This is a genomic window from Microbacterium sp. CCNWLW134, from assembly GCF_037083565.1.
Taxonomy (GTDB): Bacteria; Actinomycetota; Actinomycetes; order Actinomycetales; family Microbacteriaceae; genus Microbacterium.
The window spans coordinates 1,162,929-1,184,558 of record NZ_JBAOJU010000002.1; the positions used below are offsets into that span (position 1 = coordinate 1,162,929).

The window sequence follows — 21,630 nt, forward strand, 5'->3', positions numbered from 1 at the left end:
CGGCGGCGGTAGCCTCGCTGGCATGGACGACCTCTCCGCTCCGACCGGTCGCGAAGCGGCGCTCGTCGCCGTCGCGCGCGATGACGGCACCGCCCCCCGCGCCCTCGTCCTGGGAGCGACCGGCTACATCGGCGGACGCCTGGTGCCGCGGCTGCTCAACGCCGGCTATCGGGTGCGGGTCCTCGCGCGCGATCCGCGTCGCGTGGCCGCCTTCGCCTGGGGCGAGCGGGTCGAGATCGTGTCGGGGGATGCCGCGGATGCGACCGTCATGACAGGCGCTGCTGCCGACGTGGACGTCCTGTACTACCTCGTGCACTCGATGTCGGCGGGTCGGGGGTTCGAGACGGCCGACCGGGAGGCCGCCGAAACCGTCGCCCACGCCGCCGCCCGCGCGGGCGTCGCGCGCCTGGTGTACCTCGGTGGTCTCCATCCCGAGGGGGTGCCGCTGTCGGCGCACCTGCGGTCGCGCGTCGAGGTGGGACACGTGTTCCTCGACAGCGGTGTGCCCACGCTCGTGCTTCAGGCGGGCGTCGTGATCGGGTCGGGTTCGGCGTCCTTCGAGATGGTCCGCCACCTCACCGACGTGCTCCCGTACATGCCCGCGCCGCGGTGGGTGCGCAACCGCATCCAGCCCATCGCGGTGCGTGACGTGCTGCACTATCTCCTCGGCGCCGCGCGCGTCGCCCCCGATGTCAATCGCGCCGTCGACATCGGCGGCCCCGATGTGCTCCGCTACGGCCAGATGATGAACGGCTACGCGCTCGAGGCCGGGCTCCCGCAGCGGGCGATCGCGGCGCTGCCGGTGCTGACGCCCCGTCTCGCCTCGCACTGGGTGAACCTCGTGACCCCCATCCCGCGCTCGATCGCGCGTCCGCTGGTGGAGTCCCTGCAGAACGAGTGCGTCATGAAGGACAACGATGTCGACGCTCTGATCCCGCGTCCCGAAGGCGGTCTGATGCCGTACCGGGAGGCGGTGGCGCGAGCTCTCGGACGGGTGGCGGAGGATGCGATCGAGACGAGCTGGCAAGACGCCGAGGTGCTCGGCGTTCCGAGCGATCCGCTCCCGAGCGACCCGGACTGGGCGGGGAAGGCGGTCTTCGTCGACGAGCGGTCAGCGCACACCACCGCCCCTCCCGAGGCGCTCTGGCAGGTCATCGAGGGGATCGGCGGCGAGAACGGGTGGTACTCCTCCCCGGTGCTCTGGGCGATCCGCGGGTGGATGGACCGTGTCGTCGGGGGTATCGGCCTGGCACGCGGGCGACGCAGCCGCGCCCGTCTGGTCGTGGGCGACGCCCTGGACTTCTGGCGTGTGGAGGCGATCGAGCCGGGAAGGTTCCTCCGCCTCCGTGCCGAGATGAAGGTGCCGGGGCTCGCGTGGCTCGAGCTGCGGGCGCGCCCCGAGGCGGGCGGCTCACGGTACGAGCAGCGCGCCGTGTTCTTCCCCCACGGCCTCTCGGGGCGCCTGTACTGGTTCGCCGTGCTTCCGTTCCACGGCTTCATCTTCGCGGGCATGGCCAATCGCATCGCCGCGGCTGCCGAGACGGTGGTGGGAAGCAGCGCCCGGCCGACCGTGACCTCGCCCGCCTGAGCGGCGGGCGCGGCGCCGGCCTACGGCGTCGTCGCGCCCACCTCGCGGACGACGCGGCCGGCCTCCAGGCGCACCACGCGATCCACACCGCCCGCGGGGACGTCGGCGTGCGAGATGAGGATCACGGCCTGCTCGGACCCGGCGGCCGAGAGGAGGTCGCGAAGAAGCTCATCAGCGGCAGCCGGATCGACGCCGGCGGTGGGTTCGTCGAGGACGAGGACGGGGAAGCCGCGCAGGAGCGCTCGGGCGAGGGCGAGCCGCTGGGCCTGGCCCCCCGAGACCCAGGCGCCGCGCTCGCCGACTCGCGCGTCGAGGCCCCCGCGCCGACCGACCCAGTCCCACAGCCCCACCCGTTCGAGGGCCCGCTCCAGGTGCGCGTCGCTCGCGGTGGGCCGTGCGAACAGCAGGTTCTGGCGGATGTTGTCATCGAAGAGCATCGGATGCTGCTCGACGAGACCGATCGTGCGGCGGACGTCGTCGGACGAGAACGCGGTGACCGGAACGCCGCCGATCGTGTAGTCGCCGCCGGCCTCGAGGAAGCGCACCAGCACGTGCGCGAGCGTGGTCTTCCCCGCCCCGCTCGCGCCCGACACCAGCACGCGCTCGCCGGGGGCGACGTCCAGGTCGACGCCGCGCAGCACGGCCTCCGCGCTGCCCGGCCACCTCGCCGTCACGCCCCGCAGGGACAGCCCTTCCCCCAGGGACGGGCCCATTCCGGTGGGTGGCCCCGGCCGATCGGACACGAGCTCGGTCGGAAGGGCGTCCGGCACCGCGTCGGCGATGCGGGTCGCCGCGGCGTGCACGCGCCGCCACGCTGCCGCCGCCAGCGGCACGACGGTGAAGACCTCGAAGACCGCCATCGGTACGAGGACGACGACCGCGAGTCCGGGACCGGACAGCGCCCCCGAGGCCACGGCGGGCGCGCTGACGAGCACGGCGGCGATCGATGCGACGCCGGCCGCGACCGACACGACCGCGGTCGTCGCGGCCTGAGCTCCGGCGCGACGCACGACGGCGCGGCGGAGGGCGCGATCGGCGGCGTCGATCCGGGCGCGACTGGTCTCGGTCGCGCCGTAGGCGTGGAGGACGTCGAGGGCGGAGAAGTGATCCATCAGGGCCTCTGTGACCCGCGCCCGCAGGGGCGCCACAGCGCGCTCGGCGCGTGACCCGGCAGCCCAGCCCCACACCGCGGCGGTGACGGCGGCCAGCGCGAGGCAGGCCAGCAGGGTGAGGGCCGCAGGCCACCACACCAGCCCGACGAGGATCACCGACAGCGCTGCCACGAGCGCCGAGGAGGCGAGGGGCTGGATGACCCGGAGGGGGAGGTCCTGCAGCTCGTCGACATCGTCGACGAGGGCGCCGAGCACCGAGCCGCTCCGCGTCCGGCTGAGGCCGTCGGGGGCGAGGGGAACGAGGCGGCGGACGAGGTCGGTGCGGGTGCGCACGAGTTGGCCGAGGGCGGCGTCGTGTCCGAACAGGCGCTCGAGATAGCGGGCGGCGGCCCGGGAGAGGGCGAAGAAGCGCACCCCGACGACCGCGAGCGAGAGGTACAGCACCGGCGGCTGCTCCGACGCGCGCACGATGAGGCATGCGCTGACCGCCAGCAGTGCGACCGCTGATGCCTCCGCGGCGAGGCCGGTCAGGATCGTCGGCACCCACCGCGGCGCCGGTGGCAGCGCGCCGCGGAGGATCGAGCGAGCGCTCGTCCGGGCTTCAGGCTGCGACATGACGGGCCTCCGGGACGGGGATCGTCTCCGCGGTCATCGACGCGATGCGGTCGGCGATCCGGCGCGCGCTGGCACGGTGGGAGATCAGCAGCACCGCGGCACCCTCGTCGGCGAGGATGCGCACCGAGCGCCAGAGGCGCTCCTCGGTGTCGGCGTCGAGGGCGGCGCTCGGTTCGTCGAGCGCGAGCAGGCGGGCACCGCGACCAGCCGGGTCGCGGAGCAGGCGATAGAACGCCCGCGCCACGGCGACGCGCTGAGCCTGGCCCCCCGAGAGACCTGCTCCGCGCACGCCCAGACCGGTGTCGGTAGAGACCCCGTCCGCGCACGCGAGGTGCAGCGCGCGGCGCACCAGCGCCTCATCCGGGTCGGGATCGCCGAGGGCGACGTTCTCCGCGACGCTGCCGTGGAGAAGGCCCGCGTCCTGCCCCGCCCACGCCAGCCAATCCGCGGGAGAGAGCGCCCGGACATCCCGTCCCTGCCAGGTCGCCGTGCCCTCGGCAGCGGCAGCTCCGCGGAGCGCCGCGAACAGGCTGCTCTTGCCTGCTCCGCTCGGGCCGGTGAGGAGGGTGACGGTGCCGGGTGCCGCCGTGAGGTCGACCGCGGCGAGGAAGACGTCGCCACGGCGTACCCGCAGGCCCTCCACGACGAGACCCTCTTCCCCTCCGCCCGGACCCTGCCCCGCGGCATCCGATGGGAACGGCCGATCATCGCCGGCGGGAGCGGTGTCGCCGGCGGCGTCGAGCACGTCGAAGACCTCCTCGGTCGCGGCGACGCCTTCGGCCGCCGCATGGAACTGCACGCCCACCTGACGCAGCGGCAGATACGCCTCGGGGGCGAGGAGGAGGACGAACAGGCCCACGGCGAGGGGCAGCGCGCCGTCGAGGAGTCGGAAGCCGATCGAGACCGCGACGATGGCCACGGCGATGCTGGCGAGGAACTCCAGGGCGAAACCCGACAGGAACGACACCCTCAGCACGGTCATCGTCTCGCGGCGGTACCGGGCGGTGGTCTCGCCGATCGAGGAGACCGCGCGGTCCTGGCGCTGGTAGAGCTTCAGGGTGCCCAGGCCCCGCACGGTGTCGGCGAAGCGGGCGGCCAGCCGGCCGAGCGTGTCCCACTGCCGCTTCTGCACCGACCGGGTCGCAAGGCCGATGAGCACCATGAACAGCGGAATGAGCGGGAGGGTCAGTGCGACGGTCAGGGCCGAGACCCAGTCCTGCCACCACATCACCGCCACCAGCAGCGGCGTGGCCACGGCGGTGAGAACCAGCTGCGGCAGGTAGCGGCCGAAGTAGGCCTCCATCGCCTCGAGCCCTCGGCCGGCGGTGACCGCCAGCCGTGCGGTGTTGCGGCCGGCGAGCCAGCCGGGGCCCAGGCGGTCGATGGCGGCGAGGACGGCTGCCCGCAGTTCTGACTGCGCACGGGCCGCGGCCCGCGCCGCCGCAGCCTCACGCACCCAGGCGAGCGCGGCGCGGAGGGCGACGACCGCCACCAGTGCGGTGAGGATCCCGGCGAGCTCGGCCGGCGGCATCCCGTCGATCGCGCCCACGATCGCCTGCGTGAGCAGCCAGGCGAAGGCGACGACCACCACCGCCTGAGCGAACCCGATCAGCACGAGGAGCGCGAAGAACGGACGGGATGCCGCGGCGTAGCGGAGAAGCCGAGGGTCGACGGGACGAGCCATGAGGGGTTCTCAGTGGGCGGCCGCGGCGCCCGCGGTCTCGATGTGACGGCGGGTGACGCGCTTGCGGAACACCCAGTACGTCCAGCCCTGGTAGGCCAGAACCAGCGGAAGGAAGATGAGCGCTGCCCACGACATGATCGTGAGGGTGTAATCGGTGCTCGAGGCGTTCTGGATCGTCAGGTTGAACGCGGGGTCGGTGGCCGAGGGCATCACGTTCGGGAACAGCGCGAACCACAGCGTGAGCACCGCGCCCGCGACCGCGCCCACCCCGAGCGCGAAGGCGCGGCCCTCGCGGTCTCGGGCGCTGGCGATCACCCCGCCGAGCACGCACACGGCGGCCACACCGGCGGCGATCAGGGCGGCGGGGAAGGCGGGGGCGCCCCCGCTCCAGGCGTCGGCGAGGGTCCAGGTGAGGAACACCGCGGCGACGGCGAAGGTCACGATGCCGGCGCGGACGGCGAGCCGGCGCGCGCCGGCGTGCACCGGTCCATCGGTCTTCAGAGCCACGAACGTCACCCCGTGGGTGAAGAAGAGCAGCAGGGTCGTCGCTCCGCCCAGGAGCGCGTAGGGGTTCAGCAGGTCGAGCAGGGTTCCGGTGAATTCGAAGTCCTGGTCGATCGGCACGCCGCGGACGATGTTCGCCACCGCGACACCCCAGAGGAACGCCGGGACCGCCGAACCGACGACGATCATGAGGTCGAAGCGCCGCTTCCAGCGGAGGTCATCGCGCTGGTGGCGGTATTCGAAGGACACCCCGCGGACGATGAGGGCCAGAAGGATCAGCAGCAGCGGCAGGTAGAAGCCGCTGAACAGGGTCGCGTACCACTCGGGGAAGGCCGCGAACAGGCACGCGCCGGCGACGATGACCCAGGTCTCGTTGAGGTCCCACACCGGCCCGATGGTGTTGATGATCTGACGGCGCGAGGTCTCGTCGCGGCCGAGGAACGGCAGCGACATCCCGACGCCGAAATCGAAGCCGTCGAGCACGAAGTAACCGAGGAAGAGGAAGCCGACGATCCAGAACCACAGGGAGGGGAGATCCATGATGCGCCTTTCGCCTAGTAGACCGTCGTCCGGGTGGCCAGTTCCGCGTCCTCGTCGTCACCGGCGGGAAGGGTCGTCTCCGGTCCCTTCTGCGCGGCGCGGAGGATGAGTCCGAACTCCACGACGGCGAGGGTGGCGTAGATCAGCGTGAAGGCGATGAGCGAGATCAGCACCGTCCACCCCGGGACATTCGGTGAGACCCCGTCCTCGGTGAGCATCAGCCCGAAGACGATCCACGGCTGCCTGCCCATCTCGGTGAACACCCAGCCCACGAGGCTGCCGAGGAGGGGGAGCGGGGCCGACCAGATCGCGACCTTCCACATCCACGTCGCCACCGGGCGGGTCGCCTTCTTGCGGGTGACCCACAGCCCCGCCACGGCGACGAGAGCGGCGAGGCCGCCGAGGGCGATCATCCACCGGAACGACCAGTACGTCACCCACACGATCGGGCGGTAGTCGACGCCGGCGCCGAACTGCTCTGTGTACAGCGCCTGCAGGTCGTTCAGGCCCTCGACGCATCCGTCGAGGCTGTGGGTGGACAGCAGCGAGAGGAGGTACGGCACGCGCAGCGACCAGATCTCCTCGGTGCCGTCGGGGGTGCCGATGGAGAAGATCGAGAACGACGCGTCCGCCCCGCAGGCGGTGTCCCACATCGCTTCGGCCGCGGCCATCTTCATCGGCTGGGTCGCCACCATGACCAGGCTCAGCTGGTCGCCGCTGATGGTGACGCCGAGGAACGAGGCGATGACGAACCACAGGCCGAAGCGCAGCGACGAGCGCATCGTGTCGAGGTGCTGGCCGCGAGAGAGGTGCCATGCCGAGACGGCGACGACGACGGTGCCGGCGAACATCCACGCGGCGAAGATCGTGTGCGGGAAGGCCGCGAGCACGACGGGGTTGGTCAGCACGGCGCCGATGTCGATCAGTTCGGCGCGGCCGCCGTCGGCGGCGAGCTGATAGCCGACCGGGTTCTGCATGAACGCGTTCGCGGCGAGGATGAAGTAGGCCGACAGGGTCGAGCCGAGCACGACCATCCAGATCGAGGCCAGGTGCAGCAGCCGCGGCAGCCGATCCCACCCGAAGATCCACAGCCCGATGAACGTCGCCTCGAAGAAGAAGGCCATGAGGCCCTCGAAGGCGAGCGGGGCGCCGAAGACGTCGCCGACGAATCGTGAGTAGGCCGACCAGTTCATGCCGAACTGGAACTCCTGCACGATTCCCGTCACCACGCCCATGGCGAAGTTGATGAGGAAGATCTTGCCGAACAGACGCGTGAGGTGCAGCCACTTCACGTTCCCGGTGCGGTGCCATGCCGTCTGGAAGATCGCCACGACGAGCACGAGCCCCAGGGTCAGCGGGACGAAGAGGTAGTGGTACAGGGTGGTGAGCCCGAATTGCCACCGCGCCAGCAGCAGCGGGTCGAGGAGGTCCACGTCAGCTCTCCGATCTCCGGTTGAGGCCTTCGGGACCGAGCGTACGCTGTGGTCTGACCACAGCGTGGGGGACTGTCTCGACGTCGAGCGGATGTGTCTCGATGTCGAGCGAGGCGAGCGGCGTACGGTAGACGGGTGAGCGCCTACATCTCGGCGTTCGAGCTGTTCTCCATCGGTGTAGGACCCTCGAGCTCCCACACGGTCGGCCCCATGCGGGCTGCCGGTGACTTCGCTCGACGGCTGCGCGCTGGCGGAACGCTCGATCGCGTCATCCGCATCTCCTGCACGCTGTTCGGGTCGCTCGGGGCGACAGGGCTCGGTCATGGCACCCCCGACGCGGTGGTCGCGGGGCTCCAGGGATTCGAGCCCGAGACGGTGGATCCGAACGTCGTGCGAGCGGCGTGGGCGCAGTGGCCGACCGGTGGGCTGCTCGAGGTCGCCGGGACCCATTCGATCGCGTTCTCGAAGGACGACGTCGTGTTCGCGCCGCGGACCCGGATGCCGGGCCACCCCAATGCGCTGACCCTGGAGGCATGGGGTTCGGCGGGCGAGGCTCCGCTGCTGTCGGAGACCTACCTCTCGATCGGCGGCGGGTTCATCCGGCGCGAGGGGGCCGACGACGAGGTGGCGGCGGCCACCTTCCCCTTCGCGTTCGCGAGCGCGGCGGAGCTCATCAGCCTCTGCGACGATCACGGCATCACGATCGCCGAGCTCGCTCGGCGCAACGAAGAGGCGCTGCGCTCACCGGATGAGATCGCCGCGGGCCTGGATGCGATCTGGGATGCCATGGCGGGGTGCGTTGCGGCGGGTCTTCACACCGACGGGGTCCTTCCCGGGATGCTGGGGGTCAAGCGCCGCGCGGCGGCCATTCGTGCGCAGCTCGAGGAGGCGGAGTCCTCCGGGCACCGCGAGCTCCCCGGGGAATGGCTCGGCGCGTTCGCGCTCGCCGTGAATGAGGAGAACGCGGCCGGCGGTCGTGTCGTCACCGCGCCGACCAACGGTGCCGCGGGGATCCTCCCGGCGGTGGCGATGTACTGGTGGCGATTCCTGTCGGATTCGGGGCTGGGTGTCGGCAATGCCGTCACCCCGTGGGGCGAGCTCGTCGGGAGCGCCCTTCTCGGCTTCAACGCGGACGGGGCCGGGGCTGCCGGCGGGGGAGTCTCTGCGGAGGACCCCGCCTTCGTCGCCGAGGCGAACCGGCGGCGTGGCATCCGGCGGTTCCTGCTGACGGCGACCGCGCTCGGGTCGCTGTTCAAGGCCAACGCGTCGATCTCGGGGGCCGAGGGCGGGTGTCAGGCCGAGGTGGGTTCGGCATGCGCGATGGCCGCGGGCGGCCTGACGGCGGTCATGGGCGGCACGACGCGGCAGATCGAGAACGCCGCCGAGATCGCGATGGAGCATCACCTGGGGCTGACGTGCGACCCTGTGGGCGGGCTCGTGCAGATCCCGTGCATCGAGCGCAACGCCATCGCGGCGTCGACCGCCGTGACCGCGGCGCGCCTGGCGCTGCGCGGCGACGGATCGCATTTCGTCTCGCTCGACGCCGTGGTCGAGACCATGCGCCAGACCGGCATCGACATGTCGCACAAGTACAAGGAGACGAGCGAGGGCGGCCTCGCCGTCAACGTCATCGAGTGCTGATCCGCGCTCGGCCGATGTGGCGCGGATACCGCATCGGTCCCTCCCTGCGACGCGGCGAACGCCGATCCCCGCACATCCCGATCGTGGACGACCCGCCATCCCACCAGGCGGGGGAGGAAGCGACACCGGACCAGGGCGGGACTACGCTCGAAGGATGACTGCGCGGCGAGGGAGCAGCTGAGATGGTGGCCATCCCGGTGACGATCTCACCCGCGCGGTCGCGCCCGCAGGCTCATCCGGTCGAAGATCCCGGCACGATCGGCGATCCGCTCGTCGACACCCATGGCCGGGTGCACCGCGACCTGCGCGTCTCGCTGACCGACCGCTGCTCCCTCCGCTGCACGTACTGCATGCCCGAGCAGGGCAACGAGTGGCTCGCGCGCACCAGCATCCTGACCCTCGACGAGATCGAGCGTGTCGGCCGTATCGCCGCCGCCGACGGGGTCTCGACCTTCCGGCTGACGGGGGGCGAGCCGCTGCTGCGTCGCGACCTCCCCGAGATCGTCGCGCGGCTCGCGGCCCTGCGCGGACCCGACGGGCCGGTGCAGATCGCGATGACGACCAACGGCATCGGGTTGCGTGCGGCGCTTCCCGCCCTCATCGACGCGGGCCTCTCGCGGGTGAACATCTCGCTCGACACGCTCCGCCGCGACCGCTTCCGCGACCTCACCCGCCGCGACCGGCTCGCCGATGTCCTCGACGGGATCGACGCCGCCGCGGCGTCAGCACTGCGCCCCCTCAAGATCAACGCCGTCGCCATGCGCGATGTCAACGACGACGAGCTGGTCGACCTGGTGGACTTCGCGCTCACCCACGACGCGCAGCTGCGCTTCATCGAGCAGATGCCCCTCGACGCCGGTCACACCTGGGACCGGCAGCGCATGGTCACACGCGACGAGATCCTGGCCGCGCTCTCGGAACGCTGGCATCTCGCCCCGGTGCCCGGTCGCGGGGGCGCGCCGGCGGAGCGCTTCCTCCTCGACGGTGGTCCGGCCTCGGTCGGTGTGATCGCCTCGGTGACCGCGCCGTTCTGCGGCGCCTGCGACCGGCTCCGTCTCACCGCAGACGGGCAGCTGCGCAACTGCCTGTTCTCCACGACCGAGTACGACCTGCTCCCCGTCCTGCGCGGGCCCGCTGCGGGCGATGACGCGATCGACCGGATGCTCCGCTCCTGCGTCCACGGGAAGCTCCCCGGACACGCCATCAACGATCCGTCCTTCCTTCAGCCCGCACGCGGGATGAACGCGATCGGCGGCTGAGATGGGACGCATCACCGCGCGCCGACCCGTCACACGCGTCACGATCGGCGGCGGCGAGGGGGGAACGGATGCGGCGCGCAGGCGTCCCGACGCGCTCGCCGTGGAGGAGCCCCTCGAGATCCGGGTGCGCGGCACGTCGCTCGCGGTCACGATGCGTACGCCCGGGCACGACGTCGAGCTCGCCGCGGGCTTCCTGGTGTCGGAGGGGGTGATCTCCCGCGGTGACCAGTTCCGTTCGGCCATCCACTGCGGGGGCCCGGGGACGGGAAGGCTGACGGGAGGGATGCCGGGAGGGATGCCGGGCGCCACCGCATCGTTCGCGGGATCATCGGCTGACGGGAACACCTACAACGTGCTCGATGTCTCGCTGGCCCCTGACGTCCCGCCGCTGGACCCGGATCTCGCCCGGAACTTCTACACGACGAGCAGCTGCGGGCTGTGCGGCAAGGCGTCGATCGATGCCGTCCGCACGGTGTCGAGCTACGACATCGCGCTCGACCAGGCGAGGGTGCCGGCGGCGATGCTCTCCGGCTTCCCCGACGAGCTGCGGCGCCAGCAGGATGTCTTCGACAAGACCGGCGGGCTGCACGCTGCCGCGCTCTTCGACGCCGCGACCGGCGAGGCGCTCGTGGTGCGCGAGGACGTCGGGCGCCACAACGCGGTGGACAAGGTGGTCGGGTGGGCGGTGCTGAACGACCGGCTTCCGCTCGCGGGCACGGTGCTGCAGGTGTCGGGGCGGGCGAGCTTCGAGCTCGTGCAGAAGGCCGTGATGGCCGGCATCCCGATCCTCGCGGCGGTCTCGGCGCCGTCGTCGCTCGCCGTCGAACTCGCCGAGGATTCGGGTCTCACGCTCGTGGGTTTCCTGCGGGGCGCGTCGATGAACGTCTACACGCACCCCGACAGGATCCTTCTCTCCGCCTGAAACCGGTCGCCGGGAAGACCGGTCCACGCCGGCCGATCAGAGGAACGGATACGCCTCGTACACGGTGTCGGCCGGCAACGGGGTGAAGAAGATCGCCTCGAAGCGGGCGCTGCCGCCGTCGGCGGGCAGGCGCTCGATGTAGGTCGACGTGCCGCCGATGATCGCTCCGCCCGGATCGCGGGCCACGACGGTGACCCCCACGAACTCCTGATCGACCGGGAACTCCCCGGTGACGGTGCCGGAGACCTCGGTGACGTAGTCGTCGCCGGTCGCCGCCAGCTCGCCGACCGAGAACGTACCGGCCCCGGTCGAGGGCTCGGATACCGCTTCGGCGGGGTCGGGACCGATGACCTCCAGCGCGGTGATCTCGTTCGCGCCCACCTCGTAGAACGATCCGGACACGGCGACCTGACCGGGAAGCATCGTGATGTAGTCGGTGGAGCTGTCGAGGATCGTGCCCGAGGCGTCGACCGCCTCGGTGGTGATCTCCCCGAACTCGAAGACCGCGTCGGGGTTCGGGTTGTCGACGATCACGACGTACCACCACAGTCCGGGATCCAGCGTGTCCTGGCCGAAGGCCGTCTCCACGACCTGGATCGGTTCGGCCGAGGCGACCGGTTCCCCACCGCCGGGGGCGAACGGGTCGGTCATGCCGTCGTCGATCGTCTCGATGGTCGAGATCGTCGTGAACAGCGTCGCCACGATCGTCACCACGATCGCCGTGATGCCGCCGAGCACCGAGATGATCAGCGCGGAGATGCTGAAGCCCTTGCCCCCCTGCGACTTCACCGCCAGGCCGATGATGGCCATCACCAGCGCGGCCAGCAGGACCGGTGCGGAGAGCCACCCGAAGAAGGGGATGAAGGCGATGAGGAGACCGACGATCGCCGCAGCCAGTGCGACGATCGCGAGGACCTTGGGGCGCGTATCGGGTGCTCCCGGGGAGGACGGCGACCCCGGATAGGCCATGCCAGGTTGAGCATACGGCGGGAGCGGGGTGCCCGGATAGGAGGGCGGCGCGGGATACTGCCCGGCCGGAGGCGCGTACTGCCCCGCCGGAGGGGCGTACTGCCCCGCGGGAGGGGCGTACTGCGGCCCCGGCGGTGGCGCGTAGTGACCTGCGGGAGGCGCGTAGGGGCCCGCGGGCGGAGGATCGGCGGGCTGCTGCCCGTCTCCGGGAGAAGGGTTCTGGTCGGACATCGCTTCCTCTCCATGCGACGGATCCGCGTCAGCGCCGCCGCTACACAGTAGCGAGGTCGGCGGACACGGCCCAAACCCCGGCGCGTCCGCCCCCCGGACATGACGAGAGCGGATGCCGCCCCCACGGCATCCGCTCTCGTCTCTCGCTGTCAGCGCCGGGGCTTGCGGTTCTCCGCGCTCACCATCCACGACAGCTGTTCCACGCGCTCGAGAACCCCGTGCAGGATGTCGGCGCTCGTGGGGTCTTCGTCATCGACGGGGTCGTGCACCTCGCGGACGGTGCCGGCGACGGCGTCGAGACGTTCGGTCATCAGGTCGATCACCTCGGTCGTGGCGATCTCGCCCTGCGGGAACTCCGGCAGGGTGGTCGTCTCGGCGACGGTGTCGCTGCGGCCGTCAGGCAGGGCGTGAAGCGCCCGCATCCGCTCGGCGATGTCGTCGGCGAACTCCCGCGCGGCGTCGATGATCTCGTCGAGCTGGAGGTGGGTGTCACGGAAGTTCGTCCCGACGACGTTCCAGTGGGCCTGCTTGCCCTGCAGGGAGAGTTCGATCAGGTCGACCAGAACACGCTGCAGGCTGTTGCTCAGGGTCTCCGATGCCTGGAAGCCCTTCTCGGCGTTCTGCTCATCGGTGAGTTCGGCGCCGCGCGACGGCCGCCGCTTGTTGCGGGTGGCGGAAGAGGCTTTGTCGGACGTGGTGGCCACGGAACGCTCCTATCGGTCGGGGTGGATTCGACGATAGGCGAGCGACGAATTCGGAGGGAGAGCTTGCACCGGGCCGACAGCAGTGATAGCCGCTCGTCGCACGGCGTCCCTAGACTGCGAGCAGGGGCCGGACCGTCCGGTGCGCGAAGCGGAGCGAGGACAGATGCAACTGGCGATGGTGGGACTGGGGCGGATGGGTGCGAACATCGTCCGACGGTTGATGCGCGACGGTCACGACTGCGTCGTCTACGACGTCAATCAGGACGCGGTCTCCACTCTCGCCGCGGAAGGTGCGACGGGCGCGGCGACCCTGGCCGATCTCGCGGGCAAGCTCGAGACCCCGCGCGTGGTGTGGTTGATGATCCCCGCAGGTCTCACCGGCGGGGTCGTCGACCAGCTCGTCCAGGTGCTCGAACCGGGCGACATCATCATCGACGGCGGCAACTCCAACTATCGCGACGACGTTCGTCGGGCGGCCGCGCTGAAGCCGAAGGGCATCCACTACGTCGACGTCGGCACGAGCGGTGGCGTCTTCGGCCTCGACCGCGGCTACTGCCTGATGGTCGGAGGCCCGGACGAGGCCTTCACCCGCATCGAGCCGGTGCTGGCGACGATCGCCCCCGGTCGAGGGGAGATCGAACGGACCCCGGGCCGCGAAGGCGATTTCGCGCCGGAGGAGCTCGGCTACCTCCTCTGCGGTCCGTCGGGTGCCGGCCATTTCGTGAAGATGGTGCACAACGGCATCGAATACGGGATCATGGCCGCGCTCGCCGAGGGCCTCAACATCCTCGAACATGCTGATGCCGGCATCCATCAGGCGGAGCACTCCGCAGAAGTGGCGCCGCTGGAGGAGCCGGAGTTCTACCAGTTCACCATCGACACGCCCAAGGTCGCGGAGCTCTGGCGCCGCGGGTCGGTCATCTCCTCGTGGCTGCTCGATCTCACCGCGGCCGCCCTGCAGGACAACCCCACGCTCGACGGTCTCGCCGGTCGGGTGTCCGATTCGGGCGAGGGCCGGTGGACGGTCAAGGCCGCCGTCGACACCGGCGTGCCTGCCCCGGTGCTCGCCGCGTCGCTGTTCGAACGTTTCGCATCGCGGGGCGAGGACCACTTCGCCAACCAGGTGCTCTCGGCCATGCGCCTGCAGTTCGGCGGTCACCAGGAGCTCCCCGCGGGCGACGTGCTCGAAGCGGGGGGCCGCAAGGCCGACGCCTGATCGGACATCGCGATGGCCTATCTGCCCATCTCCACACCCGGCGAGGTCGGCGGACCCGACGGATACTCCTACGGCGCGCTGGTGCTGTTGACGGATGCCGCGGACGCAGCCTCTCTGGAGAGGATTCTCCGCGTCATCCGCTTCACCGGTTGGATCGCACCCGCATCATCGGGCACGCAGGTCGTGATCGGCGATCCGGGAGCGGGAGTCGTGGCGGCGGAACGCCGCGGGATCATCGAGGTCGCAGCGGTGGTCGCCGAGCAGCTCGAGTGTGCGGTCCTGGCCGTGCGGGTGCGCCGCGACCGGCAGCTCGGGGTGGTCGCCTGGCGGGGCACGGAGGAGCTCGGCCGCTACGACAGCGACCCGTCGGCCGAGCCCGGCGCTGACGACGATGTCGCCGCCGAGCCGGTGGGTGTCGCCGCGGCGCCGGAGTTCGCGGCCCTCGCGGGGGTCCCCGAGGCCGGCGAGAAGCTGACGGAGATCCTCGACGAGGAGCTGGAGCGCGACAGCGTGTCCGAGTCCGAGCGGCTGAGGGTCATCCTGCGTCTCCTCTCGCTCCCCGACTGGATCGTCGCAGCATCCTCGCTGCCGCGTGACATCCCCACCGGTCCTCGCGCCGCCGATCTCATCCGATTGCGCGCGGGGATGCGCGGGGCGCAGGGGATCGGCCGCAACCCCGCCGTGCGGCGCCTGCGCCGCCGGTGGACGCCGCCGCCGATCACCGCCGATCCGCCCCGGGAGAGCGGCCAGGGTATGGAGGGGATCGAGCCGTGGATGTTCTGAGGTGAGCGGCCTCGTCACGGGTGCGCGGCGACGCTCCGCCGTGTGGGGGCTCGTCGTCAGCTCGGTGCTGCAACTGGCGCTCGTGCTGCTGGGGATCGGCTTCATCCTCGCCCCCGGCAACGCGGCCTCCGCCGTCCTTCTGTTGGCCTGGTGCGCCGTGGGCACGGCATACGCGGCAGGCATCTGGGTGGTCCTGTGGGTCGCGGGGCGTCGAGCCGAGAGTGACGGGCCACCGCTGCTGATGGAGCTCGGCATCGTGCCGCGCACGATCTCGCTGACGGCAACCATCTTCACCAGCGCCGTCGGCGTCGTCGCCACCGTCCAGCACATCTTCCTCCAGCCCGACGACGCGATCACCCCGCTGCTCGACGTCATCGGGATCTGGGCCATGCTGCTCGCCTGGACCCTGCTGCACTGGGGGTACGCGCAGCTCTACCTGCAGCTGTACTACCGCGAGAACGACCGTCCGCTGCGTTTCCCCGGCACGACGACCCCCGGCATCCTCGAGTTCGCCTACTTCTCGTATACGGTCGCGGTCAGTTTCGCCGCCTCCGATGTCGAGGTGCACGACCGTCGGATGCGGTGGCGGGTGATGACCCACTCCGTCATCGGGTACTTCGTCAACGGCCTGATCATCGTCACCGCCCTGAGCGCCATCGCCGAGGCCGGCGGGCGCTGAGGCCGGAGGGTCTCACGCCGAGAGCATCGCCCGCGCGACGCGCGCTCCCGAGACGAGCGCGCCCTGGATCGAGGCGGTGTCACGGTGGTCGCCGGCGATCAGGATCCGCTCTGCGATCCAGGGCGCACTCCGCGTGCGGAGGGGAGCCGGCTGGGCGGGAAGGGCGTGGCGCACGTCGTCGCGGCGGAGAAGACGCCACTGCGCGGCATCCTTCCCCCACAGCTCCGCGAGCTGACGGCGGACGTCGGCCTCCGGAGCGCCCCCGCCGTCGGCGGGGAGCAGGCAGGTGGCCTGCACGAGGTGATGGCCGGTCGGGGCGTAGGAGCGCGCCGTGCGCGAGAGGACCGCGGTGTTGACGATCGCACCCCGGCGTCGCCCGTCGACGGCCAAGAGGGCGTCGAACGCGGGCTCGTGCTCGGCGTCGAACCACCAGGTCTGCAGTCCCTTCGTCTTCGGTGCCGGGAGATCGGTGAGCGTCGCGACCGTCTCGGGCCCCACCGCGACGATGACGTGGCTCGCGTGCACGGTGTCGGCCCCTGCGATCGCCACCTCGCAGACGTTCGTTCCGCGAGACACGGCGGTGACCCGGTGGGAGAGACGGATGTCGGCACCCGCCGCCTCGGCCCGCGACGCCAGCTGTCGGGGGAGGGCTGCGATTCCCCCGGCGGGCAGCCCCGGCCGCCCGATCGCGAACATGCGCACGAGCAGTTTGACGAACGCGTCGGAGGTCGTGCCGGTGTCGTCGGCGATCACGCCGGCGAGGAACGGTTCGAGCACCTCGGTGCGCAGCGGCCCGCTCAGACCCGCCCGCGTCCACCCCTCGGCGAGGCTGCCGTCGGGCCCGGAGACGACGCCCTTCGGGTCGAGGAGCACCGGGATGATCCACCGGGCGAGCGCCCAGAGGTCGGCGGGTCGGACGAGCCCGCTCGCGACGGACGCCGGGATGAGGCCCGGATGCCGCAGGGGGTGCCCCAGGCGCACCGAACGCCCCTCGCGGCGCACGCGCACCCCGACGGGGAAGGCCTGGACGTCCAGGCCCGGGAGGTCGACCGCGCGCCGGAGAGCGGGGTAGGCCGGGTTCAGGACGTGGAAGCCGCGGTCGAGGAGGAACCCGTCGACGATGTCGGTGCGTTCCCTGCCGCCGACGTCGTCGGCCGCCTCGAGCACCACGACATCGCGTCCTGCCCGGGCGAGGATGTCCGCCGCCCGAAGACCCGCCAGGCCGGCTCCGATCACGACGACGTCGTGCGCGGCGGCGCCGGTGCGGGACATGTGCCGAGCCTACGACGACCGCAGCCTCCCCGGACGACCCCGGCCCCGCCCGGGCGGTGGAAGGATGACGGCATGAAGGCCGCACTGATCCTCGCCACCCAGCTCTTCGAGGATCATCCGGCCCTCAGCGATCCCGACATCGACATCCTGTTCTTCATCGAGGCCGAGTCGGCTCTCACCCGGCGACCGTTCCACGCGCACAAGCTCGTGCTCATCCTCTCCGGACTCCGACATGCCGCCGCGCGCGCCGAGGAAGCCGGACACCGGGTGGCCTCCCTCCGGGTCGGGGAGGAGTGGAGCTTCGCGGCGGGCCTTCGTCGGCTGATCCGCGAGCACGGGATCGAGGGGCTGGCGTGGATGAGCGCGACGGATCGTGGGGTGGACGAGCGCCTGCGCCGGGTCTGCGATGACGAGGGGGTCGCGACCCGCATCTACCCGGACGCGCTGTTCCTCACGGCCGCCGAGGATCTCGATGGCTGGTTCGGCGGGCACCCGCGGGCGAAGATGGAGGATTTCTACCGATGGCAGCGCCTTCGTACCGGCGTCCTCATGGACGGGGAGAAGCCCGCGGGGGGTGCCTGGAACTTCGACGCCGACAACCGTCATCCGCTTCCCGCGGGCGGGATCTCGATCCCCGCCCTTCCCGAGACCCGGCATGACGAGATCACGCGGGAGGTGATGGCCCTCGTCACCGACCGGTTCGCCGATCATCCGGGAGACGCGGCGGAGTTCTGGCTGCCGGTCACCGCTTCCGGGGCTCGGGAGTGGCTGACCTCGTTCGTGGCCGAGCGTCTGGAGCTTTTCGGCCGCTACGAGGACGCCATGGCCGCCGATGAGCCGTTCCTCTTCCACGCGATCATCAGCCCGTTCCTCAACGTCGGTCTGCTCCGCGTCGAGGAGGTCGTCCGCGCCGCCGTGGCCCACCGTGACGCGGTGCCGATCGCCTCGCTCGAGGGGTTCGTGCGTCAGGTGATCGGCTGGCGGGAGTACATGCGGGGGTCCTACCGCGCCGATCCGGCCCTCATCGATGCCAATCACTTCGAGCTCACCCGCCCCCTCGAGGACTGGTGGTACACCGGCGCCGGCATCCCCGACGATCTGCCGATACCGGTGCGGGTGGTGCTCGACCGTGTCCATCGATGGGGTTACGCCCACCACATCGAGCGACTCATGGTCCTCGGCAACTGGTTCCTGCTCCAGGGCTATCACCCGCGGGCGGTGTTCGACTGGTACTCGGCGCTCTTCGTCGACGCGTACGAGTGGGTGATGGTGCCCAACGTGCAGGGGATGAGTCAGTACGCCGACGGCGGCGGCGTGGCCACCAAGCCCTACGTCTCGGGTGGGGCCTACCTGCAGAAGATGGGCCGGTGGTGGGGCAGCGACCGCGAGGCCCGCGACTCGGTCTTCACCAGCGCCTACTGGGCCTTCCTCGATCGGCACGAGGCGAAGCTCGCCGGCAACCCCCGGTTGAACATGCCGCTCGCGCAGATGCGCCGGCGCCGGGGAGACTGACCGGTCTGCGTTCGGAGGCCAGGGGTGGCCGTACCCCCACCGGCCGGGGGGACGACCGGTGGGGGCAGGTTCAGATGCCCGCGAGGGTGCGCCGACCGTGCACCAGCACGCGAGTGAGCCATCGAGCGCGAGCGAGGGTGGCATCGCGGCTGAGCAGCGCCTCGGGCACGAGGGCGTCGAAGCCGTGCGCCCCACCGGGCCAGACGTGCAGCTCGGCGTCTCCGCCGCTCTGCCAGATGCGGTCGGCGTACGCCACGCACTCGTCACGGAACGTCTCGGCCGATCCCACGTCGATGAAGGCAGGCGGAAGCCCGGACAGATCCTCGGCCCGCGCGGGTGCGGCGTAGATGGGCACGTCGGTGCGGTCGGGCCCGAGGTAGGCGCTCCAGGCGGTCTCGTTCGCGTCGCGGTCCCATGCGCCGTGGCCGGCCATCTGCGCACTCGAGGCCGTCTGGTTGCGATCGTCGAGCATGGGGCAGACGAGCAGCTGGGCGAAGACACCCGGCCCGCCGCGGTCGCGGGCCAGCAGGGCGGTCGCCGCGGCGAGGCCGCCGCCGGCGCTGATCCCCGACAGGATGATGCGGTCGGGATCGACGTCGAGCGCGGAGGCCTGGCCCGCAACCCACGCGAGCGCGGCATAGACGTCTTCGACGGCGGCGGGATAGCGGTGTTCGGGAGCGAGGCGATAGTCGACCGAGGCGATGGCGAGACCCGCTTCGTCGGCCAGAGCCGTCAGGGGCGCCAGGCCGTCGTAGGGCCCGCCGACGACCAGCCCGCCGCCGTGGGCGAAGAGCAGCACCGGCACCGGACCGGTGCGTGCCGCCGGGAGGAGGAGGATGACCCGGAGGTCGCCGCCGGGACCCTCGATCACATGCTCGGAGTGCTCGAGGCGACCGCTTCGGGTGATCTCCTCCCTCGGGGGAACGACGCTCCGGGTGCGCAGGGCTTCGATCTCGTCGGGTCGGAGGGTCGTGACGATGTCCGGGTTGGTCGCCAGGGCGTGTGCCACGTCGGGATCGAAAGGCGGGATCGGCGGCATCGATCAGCCTTTCAGGGAGCCCTGGAGGAGGGCGGAGACGAAGTGGCGCTGGAAGATCAGGAAGATCAGCAGCGTGGGGGTGAGGATCAGCAGCGACCCGGCACACAGGAGCGGGATATCCGTTCCCCACTGGCCTTGGAAGGCGCCGAGAGCGCCGGCCATCGTCCGGTTCGCCGGATCGTCGACGAGCACGATGGCAAGGAGGAACTGGTTCCAGGTCCACAGGAACAGCAGGATCGCCAGCGACGACAAAGCCGGTGCCGACAGCGGCACATGGATCTTCCAGAAGAGCTGCCAGGTCGTCGCTCCGTCGACGCGAGCGGCTTCGGAGAGGTCGTGGGGCATGTTCACGAAGTGGGCACGCATCCACATGATCGCGAACGGCATGAACAGGCCGATGAGGGGGAGGATGATCGCCCACCGGGTGTTCAGCAGCCCGATGTCGCGCATCTGGTAGTACAGCGGCACCACGATGCCTTCGAAGGGCAGGGTGAGCCCGAGGATGAACACGATGAACACCGCGTTGCCGCCGCGGGGTCGCAGGTGGCCGAGCGCGAAACCGGCGAGGGTGGCGATCAGCACCGCGATCGGAACCACGCCGAGCTCGATGAGAACGCTCGACCACAGCAGCTCGAGCATGTTGGCCGACTGGAACGCCGTGAGGAAGTTGTCCCACCGCGGCGTTTCGGGCCAGCTGATGCCGGCGGGGTAGGTTCCGGGGGGATGCAGCGCCGTGACGAAGAGGCTCACGAACGGGATGATGGTGATCGCCATGAGCAGGAACAGCAGCGCGCGGCCGAGGATCTTGTCGCGGAGCGGGGTGATCATGCGTCCCTCCCGCGGATGATGCGCTGCAGGGGCAGCACCACGAGGAGCACGAGCAGCATCAGCACGACCGCGAGAGCGGAGGCTGTGCCCACGTCGCGCTGGAAGAAGGCCAGGTAGTAGATCTGCAGGCCCGGGACGAGCGTGCTGTTGCCCGGGCCGCCCTGGGTGGAGATGTAGATGATGTCGAAGCTCGCGAGCGCGGAGATGACGGTCACGGTGATGGCGACGGCGAGCTCCTGGCGGACGCTCGGCAGGGTGATCGAGAAGAACTCGCGGACGGGACCTGCGCCGTCGATGCGCGCCGCCTCGTAGAGGGCGGGGTCGATCTTGGTCATGCCGGCCAGCAGCAGCACGGTGCACAGGCCGAGCTGCACCCAGGCGCCGATAAGACCGACGGCGGGAAGGGCGGTGTTGAAGTCGCCGAGCCAGGCGCGCGTGAGTCCGCCGAGGCCGATCGCGCTCAGCAGCTGGTTGACGAAGCCGCTCGAGGACAGCTGCCAGCTCCACATGATCCCTGCGGCCACGAGCGGGATGACCTGCGGGAGGAAGAGGACGGTGCGGGAGACCGTGGCGAGCCGGCTCGTTGCGATTCCCCGGATGATGTTCGCTGCGAAGAGTCCGAGGATCACCGGGATGATGCTGAAGTAGATGATCAGCTCGAAGGAGTTGAGGATGGCGCCGAGCAGCGTCGGGTTGCCGAAGACCTCGCCGTAGTTGGCAAGGCCCGCCCAGGACGCGGTGGTGAAGCCATCCCAGTCGTACAGCGAGTACTGCGCGGTCAGCGCGATCGGGCGGAGCACGAAGGCGATGTAGAACGCCGCTGCCGGCAGCACGAGCAGGTAGATCCGGAGGTCTCGGATGACGCGGCGCCGGCGCCGCCGGCGGGTCAGCGCGGGATCGTCCGGGGTGGATGGCGGTGGGGGAGGGGTGGGGGGGGGGGGGGGGGGGGGGGGGGGGGGGGGGGGGGGGGGCGGGGGGGGGGGGGGGGGGGGGGGGGGGGGGGGGGGGGGGGGGGGGGGGGCGGGGGGGGCGGGCGGGGGGGGGGGGGGGGGGGGGGGGGGCGGGCGGGGGGGGGGGGGGGGGGGGGGGGGGGGCGGCG

The 21,630-nt window shown here is 71.2% G+C and carries 18 protein-coding genes; 8 read left to right on the forward strand and 10 right to left on the reverse strand.

The features are described 5' to 3' along the window. Nucleotides 1–22: 22 nt before the first annotated feature. Nucleotides 23–1,588 carry an SDR family oxidoreductase gene (locus V6S02_RS16155; protein ID WP_336401635.1) on the forward strand — a complete coding sequence of 522 codons (1,566 nt, stop codon included), beginning with the start codon at nt 23–25 and terminating at the stop codon, nt 1,586–1,588. Nucleotides 1,589–1,608: 20 nt separating this feature from the next. Here the strand turns inward: V6S02_RS16155 and cydC are convergent, their stop codons facing one another. Genes cydC through V6S02_RS16175 form a run of 4 tightly spaced genes read right to left on the reverse strand, consistent with a single transcriptional unit; the run spans nt 1,609 to nt 7,476 of the window. Further along, nucleotides 1,609–3,315 (reverse strand): thiol reductant ABC exporter subunit CydC, encoded by a 1,707-nt coding sequence (gene cydC / locus V6S02_RS16160; protein WP_336401636.1) that lies wholly within the window; start codon nt 3,313–3,315, stop codon nt 1,609–1,611. Next, nucleotides 3,302–4,999 (reverse strand): thiol reductant ABC exporter subunit CydD, encoded by a 1,698-nt coding sequence (gene cydD / locus V6S02_RS16165; protein ID WP_336401637.1) that lies wholly within the window; start codon nt 4,997–4,999, stop codon nt 3,302–3,304. The genes cydC and cydD overlap by 14 nt, the downstream gene beginning before the upstream one ends. A gap of 9 nt (nt 5,000–5,008) precedes the next feature. Then, nucleotides 5,009–6,043: a cytochrome d ubiquinol oxidase subunit II gene (gene cydB / locus V6S02_RS16170; RefSeq protein ID WP_336401638.1), complete on the reverse strand. Its 1,035-nt coding sequence runs from the start codon at nt 6,041–6,043 to the stop codon at nt 5,009–5,011. Nucleotides 6,044–6,057: 14 nt separating this feature from the next. Continuing rightward, nucleotides 6,058–7,476, reverse strand: coding sequence for a cytochrome ubiquinol oxidase subunit I (locus V6S02_RS16175; protein WP_336401639.1), 1,419 nt, complete (start codon nt 7,474–7,476; stop codon nt 6,058–6,060). Nucleotides 7,477–7,611: 135 nt separating this feature from the next. On the opposite strand from V6S02_RS16175, the gene V6S02_RS16180 reads away from it, so the two are divergent. The 3 genes from V6S02_RS16180 to fdhD all read left to right on the forward strand — a co-directional run bounded on the left by V6S02_RS16180 (nt 7,612) and on the right by fdhD (nt 11,298). Beyond that, entirely contained in the window at nt 7,612–9,117 is a 1,506-nt protein-coding gene (locus V6S02_RS16180; protein WP_336401640.1) for an L-serine ammonia-lyase, iron-sulfur-dependent, subunit alpha, read from the forward strand. Nucleotides 9,118–9,299: 182 nt separating this feature from the next. Then, nucleotides 9,300–10,376, forward strand: coding sequence for a GTP 3',8-cyclase MoaA (gene moaA, locus V6S02_RS16185; protein WP_336401641.1), 1,077 nt, complete (start codon nt 9,300–9,302; stop codon nt 10,374–10,376). Nucleotide 10,377: 1 nt separating this feature from the next. Further along, nucleotides 10,378–11,298, forward strand: a complete 921-nt coding sequence (gene fdhD, locus V6S02_RS16190) for a formate dehydrogenase accessory sulfurtransferase FdhD (protein ID WP_336401642.1) — start codon at nt 10,378–10,380, stop codon at nt 11,296–11,298. 36 nt (nt 11,299–11,334) lie between these two features. On the opposite strand, the gene V6S02_RS16195 is transcribed toward fdhD, so the two are convergent. Together V6S02_RS16195 and V6S02_RS16200 are read right to left on the reverse strand one after the other, a co-directional pair. Further along, complete coding sequence (locus V6S02_RS16195; RefSeq protein ID WP_336401643.1) at nt 11,335–12,267, reverse strand: hypothetical protein; 933 nt, start codon at nt 12,265–12,267, stop codon at nt 11,335–11,337. 380 nt (nt 12,268–12,647) lie between these two features. Further along, nucleotides 12,648–13,202, reverse strand: coding sequence for a Dps family protein (locus V6S02_RS16200; protein WP_124293909.1), 555 nt, complete (start codon nt 13,200–13,202; stop codon nt 12,648–12,650). A 163-nt stretch (nt 13,203–13,365) separates the two neighbouring features. On the opposite strand from V6S02_RS16200, the gene gnd reads away from it, so the two are divergent. The 3 genes from gnd to V6S02_RS16215 are packed head-to-tail and all read left to right on the forward strand — an operon-like array spanning nt 13,366 to nt 15,880. Then, nucleotides 13,366–14,418 carry a phosphogluconate dehydrogenase (NAD(+)-dependent, decarboxylating) gene (gene gnd, locus V6S02_RS16205; RefSeq protein ID WP_336401644.1) on the forward strand — a complete coding sequence of 351 codons (1,053 nt, stop codon included), beginning with the start codon at nt 13,366–13,368 and terminating at the stop codon, nt 14,416–14,418. Between the two features lie 12 nt (nt 14,419–14,430). After that, the gene (locus tag V6S02_RS16210) at nt 14,431–15,201 is read left to right on the forward strand and encodes a hypothetical protein (protein WP_336401645.1); all 771 of its coding nucleotides are present in this window, start codon (nt 14,431–14,433) and stop codon (nt 15,199–15,201) included. 1 nt (nt 15,202) lies between these two features. Further along, a complete protein-coding gene (locus tag V6S02_RS16215) occupies nt 15,203–15,880 on the forward strand; it encodes a DUF1345 domain-containing protein (protein ID WP_336401646.1) in 678 nt (225 codons plus the stop codon). Nucleotides 15,881–15,892: 12 nt separating this feature from the next. Here V6S02_RS16215 and V6S02_RS16220 read toward each other — a convergent pair whose 3' ends face one another. Then, entirely contained in the window at nt 15,893–17,152 is a 1,260-nt protein-coding gene (locus tag V6S02_RS16220; RefSeq protein WP_336401647.1) for an NAD(P)/FAD-dependent oxidoreductase, read from the reverse strand. Between the two features lie 72 nt (nt 17,153–17,224). Between V6S02_RS16220 and V6S02_RS16225 the strand changes: the two genes are divergently transcribed. Continuing rightward, nucleotides 17,225–18,664: a cryptochrome/photolyase family protein gene (locus V6S02_RS16225; RefSeq protein WP_336401648.1), complete on the forward strand. Its 1,440-nt coding sequence runs from the start codon at nt 17,225–17,227 to the stop codon at nt 18,662–18,664. A gap of 70 nt (nt 18,665–18,734) precedes the next feature. Here V6S02_RS16225 and V6S02_RS16230 read toward each other — a convergent pair whose 3' ends face one another. Genes V6S02_RS16230 through V6S02_RS16240 form a run of 3 tightly spaced genes read right to left on the reverse strand, consistent with a single transcriptional unit; the run spans nt 18,735 to nt 21,421 of the window. Further along, entirely contained in the window at nt 18,735–19,673 is a 939-nt protein-coding gene (locus tag V6S02_RS16230) for an alpha/beta hydrolase (RefSeq protein ID WP_336401649.1), read from the reverse strand. A 33-nt stretch (nt 19,674–19,706) separates the two neighbouring features. Beyond that, nucleotides 19,707–20,531: a carbohydrate ABC transporter permease gene (locus V6S02_RS16235; RefSeq protein ID WP_141939418.1), complete on the reverse strand. Its 825-nt coding sequence runs from the start codon at nt 20,529–20,531 to the stop codon at nt 19,707–19,709. Further along, nucleotides 20,528–21,421 carry a carbohydrate ABC transporter permease gene (locus tag V6S02_RS16240; protein ID WP_442927944.1) on the reverse strand — a complete coding sequence of 298 codons (894 nt, stop codon included), beginning with the start codon at nt 21,419–21,421 and terminating at the stop codon, nt 20,528–20,530. Before V6S02_RS16240 ends, V6S02_RS16235 begins: the two co-directional genes overlap by 4 nt. Nucleotides 21,422–21,630 lie beyond the last annotated feature (209 nt).

Bases quoted from the DNA above. Each gene is read 5' to 3' on its own strand.
- V6S02_RS16155 (WP_336401635.1), top strand. From the start codon at position 23: ATGGACGACCTCTCCGCTCCGACCGGTCGCGAAGCGGCGCTCGTCGCC.
- cydC (WP_336401636.1), bottom strand. From the start codon at position 3,315: ATGTCGCAGCCTGAAGCCCGGACGAGCGCTCGCTCGATCCTCCGCGGC.
- cydD (WP_336401637.1), bottom strand. From the start codon at position 4,999: ATGGCTCGTCCCGTCGACCCTCGGCTTCTCCGCTACGCCGCGGCATCC.
- cydB (WP_336401638.1), bottom strand. From the start codon at position 6,043: ATGGATCTCCCCTCCCTGTGGTTCTGGATCGTCGGCTTCCTCTTCCTC.
- moaA (WP_336401641.1), top strand. From the start codon at position 9,300: ATGGTGGCCATCCCGGTGACGATCTCACCCGCGCGGTCGCGCCCGCAG.
- fdhD (WP_336401642.1), top strand. From the start codon at position 10,378: ATGGGACGCATCACCGCGCGCCGACCCGTCACACGCGTCACGATCGGC.
- V6S02_RS16195 (WP_336401643.1), bottom strand. From the start codon at position 12,267: ATGGCCTATCCGGGGTCGCCGTCCTCCCCGGGAGCACCCGATACGCGC.
- gnd (WP_336401644.1), top strand. From the start codon at position 13,366: ATGCAACTGGCGATGGTGGGACTGGGGCGGATGGGTGCGAACATCGTC.
- V6S02_RS16210 (WP_336401645.1), top strand. From the start codon at position 14,431: ATGGCCTATCTGCCCATCTCCACACCCGGCGAGGTCGGCGGACCCGAC.
- V6S02_RS16220 (WP_336401647.1), bottom strand. From the start codon at position 17,152: ATGTCCCGCACCGGCGCCGCCGCGCACGACGTCGTCGTGATCGGAGCC.
- V6S02_RS16225 (WP_336401648.1), top strand. From the start codon at position 17,225: ATGAAGGCCGCACTGATCCTCGCCACCCAGCTCTTCGAGGATCATCCG.
- V6S02_RS16235 (WP_141939418.1), bottom strand. From the start codon at position 20,531: ATGATCACCCCGCTCCGCGACAAGATCCTCGGCCGCGCGCTGCTGTTC.